This window comes from Streptomyces sp. NPDC101234 (genome assembly GCF_044767525.1).
GTDB classification, from domain to species: domain Bacteria; phylum Actinomycetota; class Actinomycetes; order Streptomycetales; family Streptomycetaceae; genus Streptomyces; species Streptomyces sasae.
The window spans coordinates 139,858-163,235 of the sequence record NZ_JBIWOA010000021.1 but is presented as its reverse complement, the minus strand read 5'-3'; the positions used below and the strand labels follow the sequence as shown (position 1 = coordinate 163,235).

Annotated in this window: 21 protein-coding genes; 10 read left to right on the top strand and 11 right to left on the bottom strand. The window is 72.2% G+C overall.

The window, feature by feature from the left end:
- Positions 1-17 precede the first annotated feature (17 nt).
- Positions 18-1,706, top strand: coding sequence for a DUF885 domain-containing protein (locus tag ACIRR9_RS33680; RefSeq protein ID WP_403759694.1), 1,689 nt, complete (start codon positions 18-20; stop codon positions 1,704-1,706).
- A gap of 140 nt (positions 1,707-1,846) precedes the next feature.
- Positions 1,847-3,538, top strand: coding sequence for a DUF885 domain-containing protein (locus tag ACIRR9_RS33675; protein WP_403759691.1), 1,692 nt, complete (start codon positions 1,847-1,849; stop codon positions 3,536-3,538).
- 15 nt (positions 3,539-3,553) lie between these two features.
- Here the strand turns inward: ACIRR9_RS33675 and ACIRR9_RS33670 are convergent, their stop codons facing one another.
- Positions 3,554-4,366: an SDR family oxidoreductase gene (locus tag ACIRR9_RS33670; RefSeq protein ID WP_403759688.1), complete on the bottom strand. Its 813-nt coding sequence runs from the start codon at positions 4,364-4,366 to the stop codon at positions 3,554-3,556.
- A gap of 164 nt (positions 4,367-4,530) precedes the next feature.
- On the opposite strand from ACIRR9_RS33670, the gene ACIRR9_RS33665 reads away from it, so the two are divergent.
- From ACIRR9_RS33665 to ACIRR9_RS33650, 4 genes are all read left to right on the top strand, one after another.
- The gene (locus ACIRR9_RS33665) at positions 4,531-5,202 is read left to right on the top strand and encodes a hypothetical protein (RefSeq protein WP_403759686.1); all 672 of its coding nucleotides are present in this window, start codon (positions 4,531-4,533) and stop codon (positions 5,200-5,202) included.
- A gap of 143 nt (positions 5,203-5,345) precedes the next feature.
- Complete coding sequence (locus tag ACIRR9_RS33660) at positions 5,346-5,573, top strand: ferredoxin (protein ID WP_316778342.1); 228 nt, start codon at positions 5,346-5,348, stop codon at positions 5,571-5,573.
- Positions 5,560-6,954, top strand: coding sequence for an NAD(P)/FAD-dependent oxidoreductase (locus ACIRR9_RS33655; protein WP_403759683.1), 1,395 nt, complete (start codon positions 5,560-5,562; stop codon positions 6,952-6,954). The genes ACIRR9_RS33660 and ACIRR9_RS33655 overlap by 14 nt, the downstream gene beginning before the upstream one ends.
- Positions 6,955-7,000: 46 nt before the next feature.
- Positions 7,001-8,230: a cytochrome P450 gene (locus ACIRR9_RS33650; RefSeq protein WP_403759680.1), complete on the top strand. Its 1,230-nt coding sequence runs from the start codon at positions 7,001-7,003 to the stop codon at positions 8,228-8,230.
- Positions 8,231-8,260: 30 nt separating this feature from the next.
- Here ACIRR9_RS33650 and ACIRR9_RS33645 read toward each other — a convergent pair whose 3' ends face one another.
- Together ACIRR9_RS33645 and ACIRR9_RS33640 are read right to left on the bottom strand one after the other, a co-directional pair.
- Positions 8,261-8,776, bottom strand: coding sequence for an immunity 21 family protein (locus ACIRR9_RS33645; protein WP_403759678.1), 516 nt, complete (start codon positions 8,774-8,776; stop codon positions 8,261-8,263).
- 47 nt (positions 8,777-8,823) lie between these two features.
- The gene (locus tag ACIRR9_RS33640) at positions 8,824-9,294 is read right to left on the bottom strand and encodes a rhodanese-like domain-containing protein (protein ID WP_403759675.1); all 471 of its coding nucleotides are present in this window, start codon (positions 9,292-9,294) and stop codon (positions 8,824-8,826) included.
- Positions 9,295-9,439: 145 nt separating this feature from the next.
- Here ACIRR9_RS33640 and ACIRR9_RS33635 point away from each other — a divergent pair, with 145 nt between their 5' ends.
- Entirely contained in the window at positions 9,440-9,886 is a 447-nt protein-coding gene (locus ACIRR9_RS33635; protein WP_123978748.1) for an Lrp/AsnC family transcriptional regulator, read from the top strand.
- 10 nt (positions 9,887-9,896) lie between these two features.
- Here the strand turns inward: ACIRR9_RS33635 and ACIRR9_RS33630 are convergent, their stop codons facing one another.
- On the bottom strand, positions 9,897-12,878 hold the full coding sequence (locus tag ACIRR9_RS33630) for an AAA family ATPase (RefSeq protein WP_403759671.1): 2,982 nt from the start codon (positions 12,876-12,878) through the stop codon (positions 9,897-9,899).
- 73 nt (positions 12,879-12,951) lie between these two features.
- Positions 12,952-14,115: an exonuclease SbcCD subunit D gene (locus tag ACIRR9_RS33625; RefSeq protein WP_403759668.1), complete on the bottom strand. Its 1,164-nt coding sequence runs from the start codon at positions 14,113-14,115 to the stop codon at positions 12,952-12,954.
- A 362-nt stretch (positions 14,116-14,477) separates the two neighbouring features.
- Here ACIRR9_RS33625 and ACIRR9_RS33620 point away from each other — a divergent pair, with 362 nt between their 5' ends.
- Complete coding sequence (locus ACIRR9_RS33620) at positions 14,478-15,125, top strand: phosphatase PAP2 family protein (protein WP_403759665.1); 648 nt, start codon at positions 14,478-14,480, stop codon at positions 15,123-15,125.
- Positions 15,126-15,204: 79 nt separating this feature from the next.
- Here ACIRR9_RS33620 and ACIRR9_RS33615 read toward each other — a convergent pair whose 3' ends face one another.
- The 3 genes from ACIRR9_RS33615 to ACIRR9_RS33605 all read right to left on the bottom strand — a co-directional run bounded on the left by ACIRR9_RS33615 (position 15,205) and on the right by ACIRR9_RS33605 (position 19,060).
- Complete coding sequence (locus tag ACIRR9_RS33615; RefSeq protein WP_403759663.1) at positions 15,205-16,236, bottom strand: M56 family metallopeptidase; 1,032 nt, start codon at positions 16,234-16,236, stop codon at positions 15,205-15,207.
- Between the two features lie 4 nt (positions 16,237-16,240).
- Positions 16,241-16,678 (bottom strand): BlaI/MecI/CopY family transcriptional regulator, encoded by a 438-nt coding sequence (locus ACIRR9_RS33610; RefSeq protein WP_384566275.1) that lies wholly within the window; start codon positions 16,676-16,678, stop codon positions 16,241-16,243.
- A 144-nt stretch (positions 16,679-16,822) separates the two neighbouring features.
- The gene (locus ACIRR9_RS33605) at positions 16,823-19,060 is read right to left on the bottom strand and encodes a transglycosylase domain-containing protein (RefSeq protein ID WP_403759660.1); all 2,238 of its coding nucleotides are present in this window, start codon (positions 19,058-19,060) and stop codon (positions 16,823-16,825) included.
- Positions 19,061-19,797: 737 nt separating this feature from the next.
- On the opposite strand from ACIRR9_RS33605, the gene ACIRR9_RS33600 reads away from it, so the two are divergent.
- The gene (locus ACIRR9_RS33600; protein WP_403759657.1) at positions 19,798-20,604 is read left to right on the top strand and encodes a roadblock/LC7 domain-containing protein; all 807 of its coding nucleotides are present in this window, start codon (positions 19,798-19,800) and stop codon (positions 20,602-20,604) included.
- Between the two features lie 81 nt (positions 20,605-20,685).
- On the opposite strand, the gene ACIRR9_RS33595 is transcribed toward ACIRR9_RS33600, so the two are convergent.
- The 3 genes from ACIRR9_RS33595 to ACIRR9_RS33585 are packed head-to-tail and all read right to left on the bottom strand — an operon-like array spanning position 20,686 to position 22,624.
- Entirely contained in the window at positions 20,686-21,312 is a 627-nt protein-coding gene (locus tag ACIRR9_RS33595; protein WP_403759655.1) for a YigZ family protein, read from the bottom strand.
- Between the two features lie 41 nt (positions 21,313-21,353).
- Positions 21,354-21,896, bottom strand: coding sequence for a SixA phosphatase family protein (locus ACIRR9_RS33590; RefSeq protein WP_403759653.1), 543 nt, complete (start codon positions 21,894-21,896; stop codon positions 21,354-21,356).
- Positions 21,893-22,624: a hypothetical protein gene (locus ACIRR9_RS33585; protein ID WP_403759650.1), complete on the bottom strand. Its 732-nt coding sequence runs from the start codon at positions 22,622-22,624 to the stop codon at positions 21,893-21,895. Before ACIRR9_RS33585 ends, ACIRR9_RS33590 begins: the two co-directional genes overlap by 4 nt.
- A gap of 214 nt (positions 22,625-22,838) precedes the next feature.
- On the opposite strand from ACIRR9_RS33585, the gene ACIRR9_RS33580 reads away from it, so the two are divergent.
- Complete coding sequence (locus tag ACIRR9_RS33580) at positions 22,839-23,252, top strand: CoA-binding protein (RefSeq protein WP_403759647.1); 414 nt, start codon at positions 22,839-22,841, stop codon at positions 23,250-23,252.
- Positions 23,253-23,378: the final 126 nt, after the last annotated feature.

Below are 23,378 nucleotides of genomic sequence, written 5' to 3'. Positions count from 1 at the left end.
GTACGAGGATGGACCGCATGTCACAGACCAACAGCCCGCTGCCCCGTCAGGTCGCCGACACCTTCGTCGACGAACTCATCGCCCTCGATCCGATCACCGGTACGTTCCTCGGCGTCAAAGAGAGTTCGAGCCGGCTGCCCGACACCTCGCCTGCGGGTGACGAAGCGGTCGCGCGGCTCCAGCGCGACACGCTCGCCAGGCTCGCCGAGGCCGAGCGGCAGCCCGGTGCGGACAGTGACATCGAGCGTCGCTGCGCACGCCTGCTGCGCGAGCGGCTCACCGCCTCCCTCGCCGTGCACGAGGCGGACGAGAGTCTGCGTTCCGTCAGCAACCTGAGCTCGGTCGCCCACGCCGTGCGTCAGGTGTTCACCGTGACGCCCACGGCCACCGAGGAGGACTGGGCGGCGGTCGCCGAGCGGCTGCGCGCGGTGCCGGCCGCGCTGGAGGGCTACCGGCAGTCCCTCGAACTCGGCCTGGAGCGGAAGCTGTACGCGGGCCCGCGGGCCACCATCACCTTCGTCGGCCAGCTCGGCGAGTGGTCCGACACGGGCGACGGCCGGGGCTGGTTCGAGCAGTTCGCCGCGGCCGGACCCGAGGCGCTGCGCGCCGAACTGGACGAGGCGGCACGCGCGGCCACGCAGGCGGTCGTGGCGCTGCGGGACTGGATGCGGGATGTGTACGCGCCGGCCGTCGAGGGCGCGCCGGACGTGGTGGGCCGCGAGCGGTACGCCCGCTGGGTCCGCTACTTCAACGGTACGGACCTGGATCTGGACGAGGCGTACGCGTACGGCTGGTCCGAGTACCACCGCCTCCTCGGCGAGATGAAGACCGAGGCCGAGAAGATCCTGCCGGGCGCCGAGACCCCGTGGGTGGCGCTGGCGCACCTGGACGAGCACGGCACCCACATCGAGGGCGTCGACGAGGTGCAGCGCTGGCTGCAGTCCGTGATGGACGAGGCCATCGAGAAGCTGGACGGCATCCACTTCGACCTGGCCGAGCGGGTGCGCCGGGTCGAATCGCGGATCGCTCCGCCCGGCAGCGCGGCGGCGCCGTACTACACGCCCCCGTCGGACGATTTCTCCCGGCCGGGCTGCACCTGGCTGCCGACCATGGGCCAGACCCGGTTCCCGGTGTACGACCTGGTCTCGACCTGGTACCACGAGGGCGTGCCCGGCCATCACCTCCAGCTGGCGCAGTGGAAGCACATCGCCGAGAACCTCTCCCGCTACCAGGCGAGCGTGGGCATGGTCAGCGCCAACGCCGAGGGCTGGGCGCTGTACGCGGAGCGGCTGATGGACGAACTGGGCTTCCTCACCGACCCGGAGCGCCGCCTGGGCTACCTGGACGCGCAGATGATGCGGGCCGCCCGGGTCATCATCGACATCGGTATGCACCTGGAGCTGACGATCCCCGAAGACTCCCCCTTCCACCCCGGGGAGCGCTGGACACCGGCGCTGGCGCAGGAGTTCTTCGGCGCGCACAGCAGCCGCCCGGCGGACTTCGTGGAGAGCGAGCTGACCCGCTATCTGTCCATGCCGGGGCAGGCCATCGGCTACAAACTGGGGGAACGGGCCTGGCTGCTGGGCCGGGAGAAGGCCCGCGAGCGGCACGGCGACGCCTTCGACCTCAAGGCCTGGCACATGGCGGCCCTCTCCCAGGGGTCGCTCGGCCTGGACGACCTGGTGGACGAACTGTCACAGCTCTGACTGCGTATCAGAGTCATTCGTTCCTCCAGGAGTTGACGACCCGCCCGGTACCGATCGGCCGGGCGGGTCCGGTCACGCACACGGCAAAATCCGGGCTCGTGCGGGTGACGCGAACACGGCGTCGCACGAGGATTGACCGCATGTCTGACACCACGAACCCGCTGCCCCGGCAGGTCGCCGACGCGTACGTCGACGACCTCATCGCCCTCGATCCGGTGACCGGTACGTTCCTCGGCGTCAAAGAGAGTTCGAGCAGGCTCCCCGACTTCTCGCCCGCGGGTCAGGAGGCCCTGGCGGAGCTGGCGCGTGCCACGCTCGCCAAGCTGGACGCGGCCGAGCGCCGGCCCGGTGCGGACCGTGCCGAGGAGCGGCGCTGCGGACGGCTGCTGCGCGAGCGGCTGACCGCCCAACTCGCCGTGCACGAGGCCGAGGAGGGCCTGCGCGCGGTCGGCAACATGTACACAGCGCCGCACTGGGTGCGCGAGGCGTTCACCGTGACGCCGAACCGGACGGACGAGGACTGGGCGGCGATCGCCGAGCGGCTGCGGGCGGTGCCGGCCTCGCTCGCCGGCTACCGCGAGTCGCTGGCGCTGGGCCTGGAGCGGAAGCTGTACGCGGGCCCGCGTCCGACGGCCACGTGCATCGGTCAGCTCACGGAGTGGATCGACGTGGACGGCACGGGCCGCGGCTGGTTCGAGGAGTTCACGGCGGCCGGACCGGAGAAGCTGCGCCCGGAGCTGGCCGAATCGGCGCGGACGGCGACGGCCGCGCTGGTGGAACTGCGGAACTGGCTGCGGGACGTGTACGCGCCGGCCGTCGAGGGCGCCCCGAACACGGTGGGCCGCGAGCGGTACGCGCGCTGGGTGCGCTACTACAACGGCGCCGACCTCGACCTGGACGACGCGTACGCGTACGGCTGGTCCGAGTACCACCGCCTCCTCGGCGAGATGCGCGAGGAGGCCGAGAAGATCCTGCCCGGTGCCGAGACCCCGTGGGTGGCGCTGGCGCACCTCGACGCACACGGCCGGCACATCGAGGGCGTCGAAGAGGTCCGTGAGTGGCTGCAGGGCCTGATGGAGCGGGCGATCGCGGACCTGGACGGCACACACTTCGAACTCGCCGAACGGGTACGGAGGGTGGAGAGCCACATCGCCCCGCCCGGCAGTGCGGCGGCCCCCTACTACACGTCCCCCTCGGAGGACTTCTCCCGCCCCGGCCGCACCTGGCTGCCGACGCTGGGGCGGACCCGGTTCCCGGTGTACAACCTGGTCTCCACCTGGTACCACGAGGGCGTGCCCGGCCACCATCTCCAGCTCGCGCAGTGGACGCACGTGGCCCAGAACCTGTCCCGCTACCAGGCCACGGTGGGCGAGGTCAGCGCCAACGCCGAGGGCTGGGCGCTGTACGCGGAGCGGCTGATGGACGAACTGGGCTATCTCACCGACGCCGAGCAGCGGCTCGGCTATCTGGACCTGCAGATGATGCGGGCGGTCCGGGTGATCGTGGACATCGGAATGCACCTGGAGCTGGAGATTCCGGCACACTCGCCGTTCCACCCGGGTGAGCGGTGGACGGTGGAGCTGGCGCAGGAGTTCTTCGGCCTGCACAACGGCCTGTCCGCGGAGTTCGTGGAGAGCGAGCTGACCCGCTATCTGACCATCCCCGGCCAGGCGATCGGCTACAAACTGGGCGAGCGGGCCTGGCTGCTGGGCCGGGAGAAGGCCCGCGAGCGGCACGGCGACGCCTTCGACCTCAAGGCCTGGCACATGGCGGCCCTCTCCCAGGGGTCGCTCGGCCTGGACGACCTGGTGGACGAACTGTCACAGCTCTGACGGTCCGACGGTACGTCAGCGCCGGAAGCCGCCTTCCGAGTCGACGACCTGCCCGGTGACCCAGCGCGCCTCGTCCGTGGCCAGCCACGCGATGAGCCGCGCCGGGTCGTCGGGCCGCCCCCAGTGCCCGGCGGGGAACCGTGCGGCCACGGCCGCGTGGACCTCGCCGGTCGCGTAACCGGTGTCCACGGGGCCGGGGTTGACGGTGTTCACCGTGACTCCCCGCTCGGCGAGGGTGGTCGCGAGGGACCGGGTGATCGAGGCGAGGGCGCCCTTCTGGAGGGCGTAGGCGAGTTCGCCGGGCATCCCGCCGCCGAGGTCCTGGCCGGAGGTCATCATCACGACGCGGCCGCCGGGCTTCGCCTGCCGGGCGTACGCCTGGACGAGCAGCAGCACCGAGCGGGTGTCCACGGCCCAGTGGGCGTCCAGCATGGCGGCGTCGATCGAGTCGAGGGTGCCGTCGGAGCCGCTGAGGGCGTGGTTGGCGACGAGGATGTCGAGGCCGCCGAACTCACGGACCACGGTGTCGACGAGCCGGGCGGGCTCGGCCGGCTCGGCCAGGTCACCGGGGGTGGCGACGACACGCGCGTCCGGATCGGCGAGGGCCTCGCGCACGGACGCCACGACGTCCTCGATCCGGTCGGCGCCCCAGGGCATCGCGGAGTCGTGCGGGACGTGGTGGTGCAGATGGACGCTCGCCCCGTACGCGGCGAGCCGCCGGGCGACGGCATGACCGATACCGGCCCGCCGGCTCGCGCCGGTGACGAGAGCGGTACGACCGCGCAGGGGCAGCGGGTCACGGCGGAGCTCTTCGGGGGACGGCGGCATGGCGGATCATGCTAGGCCGGACGCGCCCGGCCGGCGACACAATTACGGCCGCCCCCGCGTGCCCCCGCAGCCGTTCTGCCGTTCGGGGGTGTTCCGGTGGCGGTGGTCGGGGTGGTGGCGGCTTGCTGGTGCCGGGGGCACCGGACAGAGGAAGCGAGCCGCGTATGCAGACCTCCACGCCGCCACGGGAGCCGTTGGAGACCCCACGGGCCGCCGGTGCGGCCGGAATCGTCTTCGCGCTGCTGCTCGCCGCCGCCATGGTGCTGATCCGGTTGGGAATCCCGCAGGGGGCCGAGGCGGTCTCCGACCAGGCAGTGGATCCCACCCGGCGCAGCGCCCTCCGTGCAGCCCTCGCGCTCGTGCCGTTCGCCGGCATCTTCTTCCTGTGGTTCGCCGGTGCGGTGCGCGCCCATGTCGGTGAGGGCGAGGACCGCTTCCTCGCCACCGTGTTCCTCGGCAGCGGCCTGATCTTCATCGCCATGATGTTCGGCGGCGCCGCGGCGGCCGCGGCCGTGCTCGACACCGCACATCCCGCGGGCACCTCGCCCTCCCGGCCCACCTGGGACTTCGGTCAGCATCTGGCGTACACCCTGTTGATCGGGTACGCGATGCGGATGGCCGCCGTCTTCGCCTCCTCCACGTCGGTCATCGGGTACCGCCTGGGCATCATGCCCCGCTGGCTCACGGTGCTGGGCCTGCTCGTCGCGCTGGTGCTGCTGTTCGTGTCGCCCTCCGTGCCCTGGGCCGAGCTGGTGTTCCCGGCCTGGTCGCTGCTGCTCAGCGTGCACATCGTCGTGGTGAGTTTCCGCCGCGCCGCCGCGGCCCCGGCGTCCTGACGGCTCACCCGGTCGGAAGTTCCCGGCGCGCGGTGGCGGGTGCCGGCTTCCATGCTGGCGTCCGGGGTGTTCCCGCCGTCCGCGCCCGAAGTGCCGGACCGGCGGTACGCACGGGACCTGGCCACCGGAAGGGCGAAGCCATGATGCGCCTTGTCGTCGATCTGAACAGATGTCAGGGATACGCGCAGTGCGCGTTCCTCGCTCCGGACGTCTTCGCCATGCACGGCGAGGAGTCGCTCGTCTACAGCCCACGGGCCGAGGAGGAGCAGCGGGAGCGGCTGGCGCGCGCCGTAGCCGCCTGCCCGGTGCAGGCGATCATGGCCGACGGCCTGGACGGGGTGGCGGGAGGGGCCTCCGATGCCGCCCACTGACTATCTCGAATGGCTCAGGCGCGAGGGCCGGATCGTGGTCGTGGGAGCCTCGCTGGCCGGTCTGCGCGGTGCCGAGACGCTGCGGGCCGAGGGCTTCGCCGGGGAGCTCACCATGATCGGCGACGAGCCGTACGAACCCTACGACCGACCGCCGCTGTCCAAGGGGGTGCTGCTCGGCAGGGCGGCCCCGAACCACACCGAGTTGCCGCACCGCCTGGAGATCGACGCGAAGTGGCGCCTCGGTGTCGCGGCGACCGGTCTCGACGTGGAGGCCAAGCGGGTGCGGCTGGCCGACGGCGACGAGGTCGAGTACGACCGGCTGCTGATCACCACCGGTGTGCACGCCCGGCCCTGGCCGAAGGAGGACGAGGCCCGGCTGGACGGCGTCTTCACGCTGCGCACCCGGGACGACGCGGCCAGGCTGCTGCGCCGGATGAAGGCCGGGCCGCGCCGGGTGTTCGTGATCGGCGCCGGGTTCACCGGCTCGGAGATCGCCTCGGCCTGCCGGGAACAGGGCATCCCCGTCACCGTGGCGGAACGCGCGGGCGCTCCGCTGGTGGGCGCCCTGGGCGGGGTGATCGGCGCGGTCGCCGCCGAGATGCACCGCGAGAACGGGGTGGACCTGCGCACCGGGGTCATGGTCACCGCGCTGGAAGGCGATCCGGCCGGCCGGGTACGGGCGGTCCATCTGTCCGACGAGAGCATCGTCGAGGCGGACGTGGTGGTCGTGGGGCTCGGCGCGGTCCGCAACACCGACTGGCTGGCCGGGTCCGGGCTGGGCGCGGGCCCGCGGGGCATCGCCTGTGACGCGGGCTGCCGTGCCTTCGACTTCCGGGGCATCGTGACCGACGACATCTTCGTCGCCGGCGATGTCGCCCGGTCCCCGCACGCGCTGTTCGGCTACCAGTTCCTGTCGCTGGAGCACTGGGGAAACGCGGTCGCCCAGGCCGAGATCGCCGCGCACAACATGATCAGCCCGAGCGCCGAACGCAGGCCGCACCTGTGGGTTCCGGCGTTCTGGTCCTCGCAGTTCGGGGTGAACATCAAGTCGGTCGGGGTGCCGCCGATGGGCGAGCAGATCATGATCACTCAGGGTTCGCTGGCCGAGCGCCGGTTCGTCGGGGTGTACGGCTTCCAGGGCCGGACGATCGCCGCGGTGAGCTTCGACAACACTCGGTGGCTGGAGTTCTACCAGCGGCAGATCGAGAAGGCCGCGCCGTTCCCGGTGGAGTTCGCGACGGTGGACCGCCGTCCCGAGGGGCGGGCGCCGGTCGACGCCGACTTCCCGGATCCGGCGCTGCCGACGCACGGGCCCTTGGTGACCCTCAGCGGCTACTCGCCGACCGACCAGCAGCTGGTCTTCCACCCCGCCCGCCACTGACCGCCGCCGACCTCCGCCCGGCCCCGACGCTTTCCAAGGACCTGTCATGACGCAGACCTCGATGTTGCGCCAGATCACCGACTTCGCCAACCGCGCCAACCCGTACCCGCTGTACGAGGAACTCCGCAAGACGCCGGTGCTGCACGAGGAGGAGGACGGCCCCTATCTCATCAGCGCCTATCACGACATCGAGGCCCTGCTCCATGATCCGCGGATCAGTTCCGACGAGTCCAACGTGGCCTTCGGCGCGGACGACGAGCTGTCCGGACCGGAGGCGACGGGGCTGCCGCCGAGCTTCATCCGGCTCGACCCGCCGGAGCACGACCGGCTGCGCAGGATCGCCAACAGCTCCTTCGGGCCGCCGCACCGGCCACGCCGGATCGACGACATGCGGCCCCAACTGGAGGAGATCGTCACCGGGTTGATCGACGGTCTCGGTGACGCGCGGGAGATCGACCTGGTCGACCAGGTCGCGTACCCCTTCCCGGTCACCGCGATCTGCCGGCTGCTCGGCGTGCCGCGCGAGGACGAGCCGCGCTTCCGGGCCTGGGTCGACCCGATCGTGGCGGGCCTGGACCCCGACACGCGTACGGCCGCCGACTCCCAGCGCACCGCGCAGGAGGCCCGGCTGCAGCTCGGCATGTACCTGAACGGGCTGGTGGAGCAGCGGGCCAGGGAACCCCGTGACGACATGCTCTCGGACCTGGTGCACAGCAGGGGCTCGGACGGCCCGATGACGAACATGGAGGTGCTCAGCACGGCGGTGCTGCTGCTCATCGCCGGTCATGAGACGACCGTCAACCTCATCACCAACGGCATGCTCACGCTGCTGCGGCACCCGGAGGTCCTGGAGCGGCTGCGCCACGACCCGGGGCTGTCGGTGCGGATCGTGGAGGAACTGCTGCGCTACGAGCCGCCGGTGCAGCTTCTGCCGCAGCGCACCTGCATCACCGACATCGAGGTGCACGGGGTGACCATTCCGAAGGGTTCGCGGATCTGGCTCGTCCTGGGCGCGGGCAACCGCGACCCGCACCGGTTCACCGACCCCGACCGCTTCGACCCGGACCGCCAGGACATCCAGCACCTAGGCTTCGGCAGCGGCATCCACAGCTGCTTCGGTGCCCCGCTGGCCCGCCTGGAGGCGCAGATCGCGCTGGCCCAGCTGGCCCGCCGACTCGACAACCCGCGGCTGGTCGAGGACCCGCCGCCGTACCGTGAGAACGCGGTGCTGCGCGGCCCGCGCCATCTCGACATCGCGCTCGACGGCGTGAAGTGACGACCGGTCAGCGTATCCGGAGATGCCGATTCAGGACGTGAGCCTGCGCAACTGCACCAGTCCCAGCCAGGTTTCCGGGCCGGGTCTGGTGTAGGCGGCGCGCACCGCGTAGGTGCCGGGCTCCAGCGGGACCCGCAGATGGTCCCCGCCCTCCGCCTCGCCGCCCGGCCAGGCGGAGTCGAACAGGACCACGGGGCCCGGTACCTGCCAGCGGATCTCGTTCTCCCACACGGCGCTGTCCAGGGCGGCGGGGACCTGGGCCAGGAGCTCGTCCTCGGAGTTGGCGGCGGACCAGCGTACGAACGTACCGTGGTCCGGCAGGAAGGACGTCGAGGCGGGTTCGTCGCCGAAGACCAGGGCGGCGCTGTCCCCGACCGGGAGCAGTCCGACATAGCCGTCGACCTCGCAGGCGCGGTCGTAGTCGGTGGCCAGCTCCTCGCTGTCGGCGCCGGCCCAGAACGGCAGGACCGTCTCCGGAACCGCCACCAGCGGGCCGCCGCCCGACTCCACCCACTCCACCGCGCCCGGTTCCGCATAACGAGTCATGGGGTGAACCTACACGTACAGCGACGGCACAGCTTCGCCTTCGGGAATCAGCAACCGCAGTCGCCCGCGACGGGGGCGGTCAACGGGTCCGGGGCCCGGCGCTCACGACCCTGCCAGGTCTCGAACTCGAAGCCCTCGCGCACCCAGTACTCGAATCCGCCGAGCATCTCCTTCACCTGATAGCCGAGTTCGGCGAGCGCGAGGGCGGCGCGGGTGCCGCCGTTGCAACCGGGACCCCAGCAGTACGTCACCACGGGCCGGTCCCTGTCGAGGAGTTCGGCCGCCTGCTCCGGGATGAGCGCGGTGGGCAGGTGGACGGCACCGGGGATGTGGCCCTGGTCCCAGGACTCGGTGGAGCGGGAGTCGAGGACGGCGAAGCCGGGGTCGCCGGCGGCGAGAGCGGCGGCCACGTCGGAGACGTCGGCATGGAAGGCGAGGCTCGCCCGGAAGTGGGCGGCGGCCTCGGCGGGGGCGGCCGGGGCGACCCGCAGCACGGGGTTGACGGTGGTGGCACTCATGTCGACCATATCGGGCCCTTCACTTCGGCCGCCGGTGCGGCGGAACTCCATGACGGGAAATCTACGGCCGGTGACCGGCCGCCCTGAAGGTGCGATCCCCGGCCCGGACCTTGTCCCGCCGGGGATTCCCTGTTATTCATCCCCCATGACCGCGTTTTCCCCGGATGCCACCGACTGGCACATCCTCGACGTCCTCCAGCGCGAGGGCCGGGCCAGCTTCGCCGAGCTGGCGCGTGCCGTCGCGATGTCCCCGAGCGCGGTGACCGAGCGGGTGCGCAGGCTGGAGGAGGCCGGCGTGATCCAGGGGTACGCGGCGGTGGTCGACCCGGAGCGGCTGGGCCTGCCGATCCTCGCCTTCGTCCGCCTGCGCTACCCGAACGGCAACTACAAGCCGTTCCACGACCTGGTCGCCGCCACCCCGGAGATCCTGGAGGCGCACCATGTCACGGGTGACGACTGCTTCGTCATCAAGGTCACCGCCCGCTCGATGCGCCATCTGGAGGAGATCTCCGGCAAGATCGGCACACTCGGCTCGGTGACGACGAGTGTCGTCTACTCCTCGCCCCTCCCCCGCCGCGCCATCGGCACCTAGAAACCGGGAGTCAGACCCCGCGCTGCCGCAGCGTCGAGCCCGATCTGCCCTTCACCACCTCCAGTTGGGCGTGGATCCGGCGGCGCAGGTCGGCGACATGGCTGACGATGCCGACGCTGCGGTCACGTTCGCGCAGCGAGTCGAGGACGTCGAGGACCTCGTCCAGGGTCTGGTCGTCGAGGCTGCCGAAGCCCTCGTCGATGAAGAGGGTGTCGAGCCGGACCCCGCCGGCCTCGTCGGTGACGACGTCCGCGAGGCCGAGGGCGAGCGCGAGGGAGGCGAAGAAGGTCTCGCCGCCGGACAGGGTGGCGGTGTCCCGTTCACGTCCCGTCCAGGCGTCGACGACATGCAGCCCGAGACCGCTGCGGCCGCGTCCGGTGCGGTCGTCGGAGTGGACGAGGGTGTAACGGCCGGACGACATGCGCTGCAGTCGTACGGTCGCGGCGGCGGCGACCTGTTCCAGACGGGCCGCCAGGACGTACGACTCCAGGCGCATCTTGCGCTCGTTCTCGGCGGCGGTGCCCGCGGTGAGGAAGGCGAGCCGGGCGACCCGGTCGTACTCCTCGCGCAGCGGGGCGAGTTGGCGTACACCGGCAGTCGCACGGGCGGACAGCCGGTCGAGTTCGCCGCAGCAGCGGGCGGCCCGGTCACGGGCGGAGGCGGCGTCGCGCAGGCGCTGGGCCGCAGCGGTGGCGGTGCGTTCCGCCGCGTCGAGATCGGCGGGCGGCTGCTGGGCGGCGGCCGCGGTGTCGGCCTCCGCCAGCACCGAGCGCACCGCGGCCTCCTCGGACTGCCGTTCGTCCAGGCGTCGTTGGAGTTCACGGTGGGCGGTGTCGTCAAGGAGGGCGGCGGCCGCGGCCTGCGGGGTGTCGAAGCCCGCGCGGTAGGCGGCGTCGGCGAGCCGGGCGTCGGCGTCCTTCAGATGCTGGGCGGTGTCCTCGGCGACGCGTGCGGTGTCGGCGGCGTCGGTGAGCTGAGCCACCTGCCGCTCCAGCTGCGCTGCCCGCGCGGCCACGCTCCCGGCACTCCCCCGAGCCTTCGCCAACTCCTCTTCCAGGGCGGTCTGTTCGGTGTCGAGCGTGTCGCGCCGGGTCAGCCGTGAGGCGGCCCGGATCTCGGCCTGTTGCCGGTCCGCCAGCCGCCGTTCGCGCTCCTGCTCGGCCAGCCGCAGTTCCTCGTGCGCCGGGTGCAGGGCCGAGGCGGCACGCCGGGCCCGTGCGTACTCCTGTTCCAACTCGCTCGTCTCCGAGGCCAGTCGGGCAGTGGGCGTGTCACCCGCCTCGGCGGAGGCGGCGGCGAGCGCCTCTCGTACGACGCCGAGGCGCCGCTCGCCCTCGGCCCGCTGCTCGTCGGCGCGCTGGTAGGCGGCCTCCGCCCGTCGTTCGGCCTCGGCGTCGACATGACCGGCGAACTTCCGTGCAGGTACCGGGTGTTCGGTGGCTCCGCAGACCGCACAGGGCTCACCGTCGACGAGGTGCGCGGCCAGCTCGGCGGCGATGCCGGTCAGCCGCTGTTCCTTGAGGTCCAGCCAGTGTGTCCGGGCGTCGGCGGCCCGCTGTGCGGAGTCGAGGGCCGCACGCTGGGCCTCGTCCGTGTCACGGCCCAGCTCGTCCCGCAGCCGCGCCGCCTCCAGCCGCCGGCGCGCGGGTTCGCGCTGCACGGCGAGCTGCTCGGCGCGGGTCGCGGCCTGCTGGGCGGAGTCGATACGGGACTGCAGCTCCGCACGCCTGGTGTCCCAGTCGGCGAGCCAGCCCTCGGCCTCGCGCAGGACGTCCTCGTCGTCCCGCTCCTGCCGGTCCAGCCGCCCACGTTCCTCGACGACCTCGGTGAGCCGGCGCTCGGCCCGGCGGGCGGACTCCAGGCCGCCCAGTTCCTCGGCCGCCCGGCGGGCTGCGGCCGCGAGCCCGGCCGCACCGGCTCCGGCGAACGTCTCCGGCAGCAACGCACGCGCGCGTGCCTCGGCGGCGGCCGCCCTGCGGTGCCCGGCCTCGGCGGCCTCCCGCAACTCCAGCGCCGGCGCCACCGCCTCCGCCTTCCGCGCCCGCTCCATCCGCGCCTGCGCCTCATGGTGCGCCCCGGCCCGCTCCTCCAGCCGTACCGCGCGCTGCCGTGCCTCGGCGAACCGGCCCTGCAACCGGGCCAGTTCGCGTACCTCGGTCAGCGCGCGGTCGGCGGCGAACTGGGCGGACTCGGCGGCGGTGAGGCGGCAGTGGGCGACGGTGAGGCGCTCACGCACGGTGCTGCGGGCGACGGCCGCGGCGGCGAGGACGGCCTCGGCCAGACCGGGCTCACCCGGCTCCAGCTCCATCGCGTCGCCGGCCTCCTGCTGCATACGGTGCGCGTCGGCCAGCAGCGCGGAGTCGCCGTCGCGGACCCGGGCCTCGGTCGCCTTCCGGCGCTCGGCGAGGCGCTTCTCGACGTCGGCGAAACGCCGCGTGTCGAAGAGTCGGCCGAGCAGCTGACCGCGCGCACCGGCGTCGGCGCGCAGGAAGCGGGCGAAGTCGCCCTGGGGCAACAGCACGACCTGGCAGAACTGCTCGCGGCTCATGCCGAGCAGTTGGGTGATCTCCTCGCCGATCTCCTGGTGGGAGCGGCTGAGGTCCTGCCAGGCGCCGGCTGTGGCGTCGTACTCGCGCAGCCAGGTCTGGGCCTTGTCCAGAGTCGTACCGGAGCCGCGTTTCTTGGGGCGCTCCCAGGGCGGCTGCCGGGTGATCTCCAGCCGGCGTCCGGCGACGGTGAGTTCGAGGCGGGCCTCGGTGCGGGTGGCCGGGTCGGCGTGGTCGCTGCGCAGGGTGAGGCCCTGGCCGCTCTGGCGGGCGCCGGGGACGGTGCCGTAGAGCGCGTAGCAGACGGCGTCCAGGACGGAGGTCTTCCCGGCGCCGGTCGGGCCGTGCAGGAGGAAGAGCCCGGCGGCGGAGAGTTCGTCGAAGTCGACGCTCTGGGTGCCGCCGAAGGGGCCGAAGGCGGTGATGTCGAGCCGGTGGAGCCTCACGGGGCGGCCTCCGCGGTCCGTCGCGGGTACCTCGTCGCCCCGCCCGTGCGCCGGTCGCCGGCCGGTACGCCGATCACCGCGCCACCTCCCGCACCGCGTCGTCGGCGCGTACCGCGTCGAACGCCTCGTCCAGCACGGTCAGCTCGCGCTCGTCGGGGCCCGCGCCGCGGACATGGGCGACGAAGTCCTCGGCGATCTGCCGGTCGGTGCGGCCGGCGAGGCGGCGGGCGTAGGAGACGTCGGGGTCGTCCGGGGCCCGGTCGGGGGCGAAGACCAGGCTGAGGGTGTGCGGGAAACGGTCGGTGAGGCGGGCCATGGGGTCGGCGGGGCGGACCGGGTCGGTGAGGGTGGCCTCGATCCAGGCGTCCTCGTGCCGGGTCAGGGCGGGGTCGGCGAGCAGGTCGTCCAGGGTGCCGCGGATGCGGGCCAGCGGGCGCGGGACCGGGCAGTCGAGGCGCTCGGCGGTGACGGCGCCGTCGGCGGCCAGGTCGACGAGCCACATGCTCTTGCGGTGGTCGGTCTCGGAGAAGGAGTAGGCCAGCGGGGAGCCGGAGTAGCGGACGCGCTCGGTGATGGTCTGGCAGCCGTGCAGATGCCCCAGGGCCGCGTAGTCCACGCCGTCGAAGACACCGGCCGGGACGGCGGCGACTCCGCCGACGGTGATGTCCCGCTCGCTGTCGCTGGCCTCGCCGCCGGTGACGAAGGCGTGCGCGAGGACGACGGAGCGGGTGCCGGGCGCACGGACGGCGAGGTCGGCGCGGACCCGGTCCATGGCGGCGGCCAGCACTGCCTCGTGCCCGGCCTTCTCGACCCCGAACTCGTCCTTCACCAGGGCGGGTTCGAGATACGGCAGGCCGTAGAAGGCGACGTCGCCGAAGGCGTCGGCGAGGACGACGGGCGTGCCGACGGCCGCCGGTTCGGTGCGCAGATGGATGCCCGCGCGGTCGATGAGACCGGCGCCGACGCCCAGGCGGCGGGCCGAGTCATGGTTGCCGGAGATCATCACCGTGGGCACGCCGAGGCCGGCGAGCCGGTGCAGGGCGTCGTCGAAGAGCTCGACCGCGGCGAGGGACGGCACCGCGCGGTCGTACACGTCTCCCGAGACGACCACGGCGTCGACGGCGTGCTCGCGCACGGTCGTCACCAGGTGACCGATGAAGTCGGCCTGGGCCCCGAGCATGTTCACTCGGTGGAACGCCCGGCCCAGATGCCAGTCGGATGTGTGCAGCAATCTCACAAAAACGCTCCGACCTGCATGTTTCCCCCTCCGTCACCTCAAGAACCAGCACCGGCCAGCGCAGGCTGACGATCGGCGCCCACCACGCTAACCCCTGTGGGGCCCTGCTCCACCACGGAACTCAGTTCATCACCTGCCTCCGGTACCGAATTGCCGGGAATATCCTCCTGTAATCCGACTCACGGGGCATCGACGGCCACCCCTCTACAAGATGTAGTAGATTTACCGGGCAGTCATCTTCACGTCACTGCACTGTCTCCAACGCGCCACCACGCGGGCGGGTGCGACCGGTTGCGCGGGCTCGCGCCACCTTCCTTCACGCCCCCTCCGTCGGCGTACTCATAAGGGAAGGACGCCTCGCCATGACCGCGGCCGCCACCGCGCAGCTGGCATTCGACGGGTCCGGCATCGACGGCTCGCTGTTCAGCTCGGTCACCGACTTCGCACGCGCCACCCCGTGGCTCAACACCCCGATGGAGGTGTGGACCAACTTCGGGCTTGGCGTCTTCGCGATCCTCATGATCACGGGCTGGTGGCGCGCCCGGCGCCGCGGCACCCGGGCGATGGCCCTGGCGCTGACCGCACCGGTGGCCGTCCTGACCGCCTTCGCCGCCGCCGAGGTCGTCAAGCGGATCGTGGCCGAGGTACGGCCCTGCCGGTCGATGCCCCACGCCTATGTCGTCGACGCCTGCCCCGCGCCCTCCGACTACGCCTTCCCCAGCGGGCACAGCACGGTGGCCGCAGCCTCGGTGGCCGCGCTGTTCCTGCTGGACCGCCGCCTGAGCGCCATCGCCGCCGTGTTCGCCGTGGTGGAGGGCTTCAGCCGGGTGTACGTCGGCGCCCACTACCCGCACGACGTCCTCGGTTCCGCGGTCCTCGCCCTGCCCGTCGCCCTCCTGGTCAGCCTCGCCGCGCGCCGCTGGGCCACCCCGCTGGTCGGCTCCCTGAGCCATGGGGCGCTGCGCCCGTTGCTGACGGCCGAACCCGCCGTGGCGCGGTCCGCCCGCTGACACCGGCGAGGAAGCGGCCACTCGTCCTGCCCCTTCAGGGGCAGGACAGGCGATCGGGACGTCAGCTCCTCCCGACCGGTCAGAAGCGCTGCTCTCCGCGTTCCGGTCGATCGTGGCCGCCGCAACAACCGTCCGGCCCATGGTCACGGCCCTGGCCTTGGTCTTGGCCGGTCGGCGCCGGGGTGGCGGTACCGGTCCGTGTCGTGCACAGCGCCCACTGCGCACTGTCCAGCATCCGGTCGCTGTCGGATGCCGCATTGGCCAGGCTCGCGCAGCAGACCACCAGCAGCAGGCCCCCGGCCAGCAGGGGCAGGCTGCGGCGGACGGGCGGCGGGGCCAGCAGAGCCCGTACCCGCTGGGGCACCGCCCCGCCGGTCACGGCCAGCGCGGCGGAACGGGGCGCGCCGACGGACGCCAGGGCCGCTCGTCCGACGGCGTGGGCGACGACCGTGCGGTCACCGACCCGTTCCGCGGCCTCCTCGTCGGCCCAGCGCTCCAGGACGAAGTTGCCGGCCACAGCAACGGGCCTCAGCAACGGGTTCAGAGCGGCCGTGAGCCGCCACACGCTCTGGAAGACATGGTGACGGCCGCGCAGATGTGCCCGCTCGTGGGCGAGCAGGGCCTCGCGCTCGTCGGCGCCGAGGCAGCGCAGCATCCCCCGGGAGACGACGATCCGTCCCGGCGCCCCGGGCAGCGCGAAGGCCAGCGGGGCGTCGTCGTCGAGTACGGCCAGCTCCGTCCGCCCGGGCAGCTCGGCGCACTCCCGCCGGGCCCGGACCAGATGGCGCCCCTGCCGGACGGCGGCCACGCCCAGTGCGACAAGGCCCGCCGCCAGCGCCAGCGTGCTGCCCGCCGCGACCACGAAATAGACCGGGTCCTCGGAGCGCAGGGCGGACACGGACCAGCGGCCCTCCGCCGCGATCTGCGGAATCTGCGCCAGGCCGGTGAAGGCCAGCAGAGCGAGCGACCCCGCCCATCCGGCCGCCGTCACCAGCGCGGCACAGGCCAACGCCCAGGCGGCCGGGCGCGGGGGCAGCCGACGTGCCGCGGGCGGCGCGAGCACCGCGAGTGTCGCGGTGACGAGGAACGGGATGTAGACGCTGACCAGCACCGGCTCACCGCTTCCTGTCGGAGCGCTTGCCCTCGGGGGGTGCGTCGCCGTGCCCGGACAGCAACTGGTGCAGCAGGTGCTCGTCCTGCGCGGACAGTTCCGAGACGAAACGGGCCAGCACGGCCTCGCGGTCGGAACCGCCCTCCAGCAGGGAGTGCATGCGCTGAGCGGTGTGCGACGCCTCGTCGCGGGCCGGTTCGTAGGCGTATCCGCGGCCCTCTCGGTGCCGGACGAGCATGCCCTTGTCGTGCAGCCGGGACAGGATCGTCAGCACGGTCGTGTAGGCGAGGTCGCCCGGCAGCCGCTCCCTGACCTCACGCGCGGTCTGCGGACCGTCCGCGGCCCAGAGCGCGGCGAGCACGTCGCTCTCGAGTGCGCCGCGCGCCCGCCTGCCGGATGCCTCCTGGGCCTCCTGGGCTTCCTCGTCTCCTCGGCCCGCCACCTCGCCGTCCGCCTTCCTTCGCCGTCTTTGCGGACAGGCTACCCGTCCGTCTTCCACTTGCCGTGGGACGTGTGTTCCGGACCAGGAACCGTCCGGCGACCGCCTTTCGCAGTCCTGGCACCCGACCGGCCGTCATGACGCGGCTCAAGGCCCTCCGCGGACGCCGGCCGGGGTCGGCGAGCCGGTCGTCGGTGAGGGTGAGGTGCCACCACCGGTCGTGCCGCCGGTCGTACCGCCGAGCAGCCCGCCGCCGGTGGTGCCGGTGGTGGTACCGGTGGTGTCGGTCGGACTCGGGCTGACGCACTGCCTCCGGTGCCGGTGCCGCTGGCAGGTTCCGGTGGTGGGATTCGAGGTGGACGGTGCGGTCGGGGTGGCCGTGGGCGTGCTCTGGGTCACGGTGGCGGAGGGTGTGGGCGAGGGTGCGCCGTATTCGTCCGTGCCCTGGCCCAGCTGGGGCGCGGGCGGGAACTGCTGGACGGGTTGCCCCTGGAGGGCGGCGGTCATGTAGCCGGTCCACACCTCGGTGGGCATGTCGGCACCGAAGACCTTGGCGTAGCCGCCGACACCCTGCATCGACTGGAGGCCGGCGTTCTTCGGGTTCTCCTTGAACATGCTCACGGCCGTGGTCAGTTGCGGGGTGTAGCCGATGAACCAGGCGGACTTGTAGTCGTCGGTCGTACCGGTCTTTCCGGCCGCCGGGCGGCCCAGCGCCTGGGCGTTGGTTCCGGTGCCGTTCTTGACCACGTCCCGCAGGACGTCGGTGACGGTGTCGGCGGTCGAGGAGGGCATCGCCTGGGCACCCTTGGGCTTGTCGAAGCCGGTCAGCTGCCGGCCGTCGGCGTCGACCTTGGTCACCGAGTACGGCTCGTGCTGGACCCCGCTGTCGTCGAAGGTGGCGTACGCGTCCGCCATCCGGATCGCCGACGGTGTGGAGGTACCGATGTAGAAGCCCGGGGTGTCGTACTGCAGGCTCGTGCGCAGGAGCCCCGCCTTCAGGGCCTCGCCCTCCACGTTGTCGTAGCCGACGTACTCGCCGAGCTGGACGTAGGGGGTGTTGACCGACTGTTCCATCGCCTTGCGCAGGGATATGTAACCCCACTTCGTGGTCACGTCGTTGCGCTGGTGCAGGAGCCCTGTGGGGTCGCCCGAGTCCGGCAGCTCCTGGCCCTGCTGGTTCTTGATGGTGATGCCGTCGTCGCCGTTGAACTTCGAGTCCGGGGTGATCGGTGCGGCCGGCTGCCCGGGAGAGAGGACGGCGCCGTGGTCGAGAGCGGCGGCCAGGTCGATGGGCTTGAAGGTGGAGCCGACCGGCACGCCGGCCGCGTCCGCGTTGTCCGTCCAGTGCCCCTTGTTCCAGCCGGCCCCGCCGTACAGCGCCACGATCGCGCCGGTGGACGGGTCGATCGACGCCGCGCCGACCTGGACGTCCTTGTCGGCCGAGCGGTGCTTCGGGTCGAGGTGCTTGCGCTCCATCGCCGCGACGGACGCCGACAGCGCGTTGACCTTCTTCTTGTCGAAGGTCGTGTAGATCTGGTAGCCGCCGCGCCCCAGCTGCTGGTCCGTGAGGGAGGCGTGGGCCTCCACGTACTTCGTCGCGACCTGCACCAGATAACCGGTCTGCCCGGACATCCCCGCGGAGGGCGCGTAGGACTTGGGCGTGGGGAACCCGGCGGCGAGGTACTGCTGTTCCTGGGCGGCGGTGATCTTGTTGATCTTGACCATGCGGTCCAGCACGTACTTCCAGCGCGCCTCGGCCTGGGCCTTGGCCTGAGGGTCGGTGTCGGCATGCATCAGCAGGCTCGGCTCGTTGACCGTGGCGGCGATGAAGGCGCCCTGGCTGACGCTCAGCTGGAAGGCGTGCACGTGGTAGTAGGTGCGGGCCGCGGCCTCGATGCCGTAGGCGTCCCGGCCGTAGTAGCAGCTGTTGAGATAGCCCTGGAGGATCTGCTGCTTGGACAGCTGGTCCCCGATCTTCAGGGAGATCATGATCTCCCTCAGCTTGCGGGTGACCGACTGGTCCTGGCTGAGGTAGGTGTTCTTCACGAACTGCTGGGTGATGGTCGACCCCGACTGCACCTCACCGCCCGTGGCCATGTGGTAGACGGCACGGAGCATGCCCTGCGTGTCGACGCCCGGGTCGGTGTAGAAGGTGGCGTTCTCCGCGGCGAGGAAGTCCCACTGCACCAGCTTCGGGACCTGGGCGAGATCGACGTTCTGCCGGTTGGTCGACCCCTGGGTGGCCATCACCGAGCCGTCCGACCAGTAGTAGGTGTTGCTCTGCGCCTGCGTACTGGGGTTCGCACCGGGGATCGTCGTCGTGGCGTAGGCATAGCCGAACAGGCCCATCAGGCAGCCGACGAACAGCAGGAAGGTGCCGGACACCAGCTTCCACGAAGGCAGCCACCGCCGGAGGCCGCGTCTGTCCGCCCGCGGGTAGTCGATCAGTCGGCCACGTCCGGATCGTCCGGAGCGTCCGGAGTCCGTACGTCGCGTGCCCCCGGCACGGCGGGCACGCCCGCCCCGGGACTGGGACTGGGCCTGCGCCTGGGCCTGGGCAGCCCTCCGCGCCGCGGCCCGGCCGCCGCCCGGCGTGCCGTCAGAGCCGGACGGTACGGCCCTTCCCGACGATCGGCGCCGGTGTTCGCTCATTCTCGCCACTCCTCAGCCAAGGACACGGCCCCGCAATCGCCGCGAGACCGCCCGCCGGGTGCCCCGTGGGGGACCTGACCGGGGCGCGCTGACACCCTCCCCGGCGACTCCTACAAGTTGTAAGAGTAAGTCGCACGCGCAACGCGCACGCAACCACCCCCGACCGGAGGCTCGCAACAGCGAGAGATATCCACCGCGTGGATAGGCGTGATCCGAGACTCGGATGCCGCAGGGGCTGGGCGCCGGGGGTGGACTGGCCAATAGTGGGCACCCCCTCCCCCTTGCGCGCGAAGCAGCCGACGGTCCAGTTCTGTTCCGTTTCAGCGCTGGAAGTGGCCATTCCCCTTACCGGGATCGCTAATTGACAAACACACCGTGTCACCTGAAATGTACGGATATGCGACAGAAACATGTGATTGCTTCATGAAGATCGTCACAGTCCGGTGAGGCAAATGGGGAGGGAGCCACCGATGCGGTCCTTGGTCCCGCGTGGCTCGGCGCGGTCCATACGCAACGCGCTCAGCTGGCGCACCATCCGCGGGCGCACGGCCCTCAAGGCCGCCGACGGCTCGAAGATCGACGCCGACGCCGCCGGGTTCACCAGCGACATGATCCGCGCCGACCGCACCGTGTACGAGGCACAGCTCAGCGTCGACGCCGACGTCCAGGCCCGTGCCAAGGACCTCCGCGACGCCGCCGCCACCGCCCTGACCGGCTACCTCGCCCTCGGCCTGCTGGTGATCGCCGCCCTGGTCGTGGGTGCCGTGCTGGCCGGCCGCTCCATCACCCGGCCCCTCGACGCGCTGGCCGGCGAGGCGGACGACGTCGCCCAGCGCCGCCTGCCCGACACCGTGGCCCGCATCCAGTCCGGCGAACTGGTCACGGCCGAACAGGGACAGGGCGGCAGGCGCCGGTCGCGCGGCGACACCCAGGAGATCGCCGTCTCGTCCGACGGTCTGCTCATCGCCGCGTCGGACGGGATGACCCGCGACCTCGCCGACCACCTGTCCGCGGTGGTCTCCGGCATCGTGTCCCTCACGCAGAACGCCGCCCAGACGCACGGCTTCCGCGGCATGAAGCTCGTCATGATCGAGATGTACGACGGCTTCATGATGGTCACCCACATGCGGGACGGCTCCTGCCTCGGCATCCTCGCCGAGGAGGGCTGCGACATCGGCCTCATCGGCTACGAGATGGCCGTCCTCGCGGACCGCGCCGGCGCACTCCTCACCCCGCAGCTCGTCAGCGAACTCCGTCAGACCCCGGTCATGCGCTGATCCCCGGACCCCGCGGTCCCGCCCCGTCCCCGGGCCCCGTCAGGGCCCGGGTCTCGCGGTTCCGTGCCATCGAGCGGGGTGTCACGCGTCGCCGTAGGCCTCCCCGCCCAGTTCGAGACCGGCCGTGCCCGCCGTCGCGTCGGCGAGCCAGGCGCGGAAGGCGTCCACGTCGGCGTCCGGCAGCCCGATCTCGATGGTGACCGCCTCGCCGTAGCGGACGTCGCGGACCTCGCGGCCGGTGGCCCGCAGGTCGTTCTGGACCTTGCCGGCGCGCTGGTGGTCGACGGTCACCGTGGCGAGCCGGAAGCGGCGGCGGGTGATCGTGCCGAGGACGTCGAGGGCCTCGCCGACCGCGCCGCCGTACGCGCGGATGAGTCCGCCCGCGCCGAGCTTGACGCCGCCGTAGTAGCGGGTGACGACGGCGACGACGTAGCGCATGTCGCGGCGCAGCAGCATCTGGAGCATGGGGACGCCGGCGGTGCCGCCCGGTTCGCCGTCGTCGCTGGCCTTCTGGGTGGAGGCGTCGGCGCCGATGACGTACGCCCAGCAGTTGTGCGTGGCGTCGGCGTGCTCCTTGCGGATCGCCGCGACGAAGTCCTGGGCCTCCCGTTCGGTGGCCGCCGGGGCGAGGGCGCACAGGAAGCGGGAGCGGTTGACCTCGGTCTCGTGCGTGCCCGCGCGGGCGACTGTGCGGTACTCGTCCTGCATCCGCCCACCCTATGCGCAGGCCCGAGGCCGTCGAGGCGCGGCTACTCCTTCCTCCCCCGCGCCACCGTCACCTCCGTCAGCAGGGCCGTCCCCGGCCCCAGCGCCGCCCACCCGGTGCCGTGCCAGGCCAGTACGGCGATCGCGGACGTCGGGAACTTCTTGCGCACCTGCTCCAGCGTGTCGTCCAGGCCGTCGCCGGCGAGTTCGAGGACCAGTTCCTCCAGCCCCGGGTTGTGCCCGACCAGCAGCAGGGTCTCCACCTCGTCCGGGACCTCGCGCACGACCTCCAGGAGTTCGGGGACGCCGGCCGCGTACACCCGCCGGTCGTAGCGGACCGGGGGTGGCGTGCCCCACTGCCCGGAGGCGAGTTCCCAGGTCTGCCGGGCGCGTACGGCGGTGGAGCAGATCGCGAGGTCGGGCAGGCAGTCGGACTCGGCGAGGGAGCGGCCCGCCGCGGGGCCGTCGCGGCGGCCGCGGGCCGCGAGCGGACGCAGCGGGTCGGAGACCCCCTCGGGCCAGGCGGACTTGGCGTGCCGCAGGACGACCAGGCGGCGCAGCGGGCCCGCACCCGCCCGGGCGATCACGCGAACCTGCCCAGGTCGCGGGTGAGGTCGAGGGCGAGCAGCCGGTCGGCGTGGGCGCAGGTCTCGAAGCGGGCGCCGTCCGGGATCTCGGGCTGGTTCTCCATCCAGCGCAGCACGGCGAGCACCCCGGGTACGTCGAGGTCGTCCTCCCAGGCGTCCCGCAGGCGTCCCCTTATTTTCTCCGGCACCGGCCGCGAGGGGCTGTGCGCCCAGTGGGCCACCGACTGCCGCAGCCGGCCGAGCCGCCGCCCGGCCGCGTCGAGGGCACCGGCACCGAGGTGGACGGCCGTGCCGCGCGGGGCATCGAGAAGGGCGAGCCGGAGCACGGCGGGGTCGGCGAGCTGGTTGAGTACGTCGGCGTCCGGGCCGCTCGCGGGAGCGACGGTGACGGTCACGTCAGGGCCGGGCACGGTCACGCCGTCCGCCGCCACGTGGACGACCTGGGCCTCGCCCAGTCCCGACGACAGGTCCCGGCCGTCCTCGAATGGGCGGATCCCCAGGGTGGTGGCCGCGGCGTGCAGCTCGGCCTGGTGGCGCTCGGCGGTGAGCAGGGGCAGGACCGGGGTGCCGCCGATCTCCAGGGCGCGCAGGAGCAGGTCGGTGGTGAGCAGGACCCGCAGCGCCGTCAGGTCGTACCCGGAGGCATGCGCCTCGACCCGGGTCAGAGCGCGGCGGGCGGGGGCGGCGGGGACGGTCTCACCGGTCTTGGCGTCGAGAATGCGCAGCACGGCCCGAGCGTAGGCGTGCGGAGGGGAGTACGCAGGCACCTTGCGACGATTCAGGTCACCGTGGCGGGACATGCGGGACATGGGACACCCCCTACCGCGCGGACTGTCCCGCCTGTACTGCGCCGTCCCCGGCCCGGGCCGGGGAATCCCGGTCCGGCGGACGCTGTTGCCGACGGCGAGTCTTCCCCTGAACCCTGAACCGAGGAGGCCGCCGGTGTACGGCGACGAAGCGACGATCCGCAGGATCCTGACCGAGACGGGTGACACCTGGGCGGTGGTGGGCCTGTCCGCCAACCGGGAGCGCGCGGCATACGGAGTGGCACAGGTACTGCAGCGGTTCGGCAAGCGGATCGTGCCGGTCCACCCCAAGGCGGAGACGGTGCACGGTGAGCAGGGCTACGCGTCACTGGCGGACATCCCCTTCGACGTCGACGTGGTGGACGTCTTCGTCAACAGCGACCTGGCCGGGCCGGTCGCGGACGAGGCGCTGGCGAAGGGCGCGAAGGCGGTGTGGTTCCAGCTCGGGGTCGTCGACGAGGCCGCGTACGAGCGCGTGCGGGCCGCGGGTCCGGACATGGTCATGGACCGCTGCCCGGCCATCGAAATTCCGCGGCTGAGCCGGATCTGAGCCTGACTCTAAGCCCGGATCCGAGCCCGGATTTGAGCTTGATCTGAGCTTGCCTGTCTTACCCTCTTCTCACATATCATAACTGAATACGGACATTCCGTGACCCTCGCTCACCTGCGCAAAAGC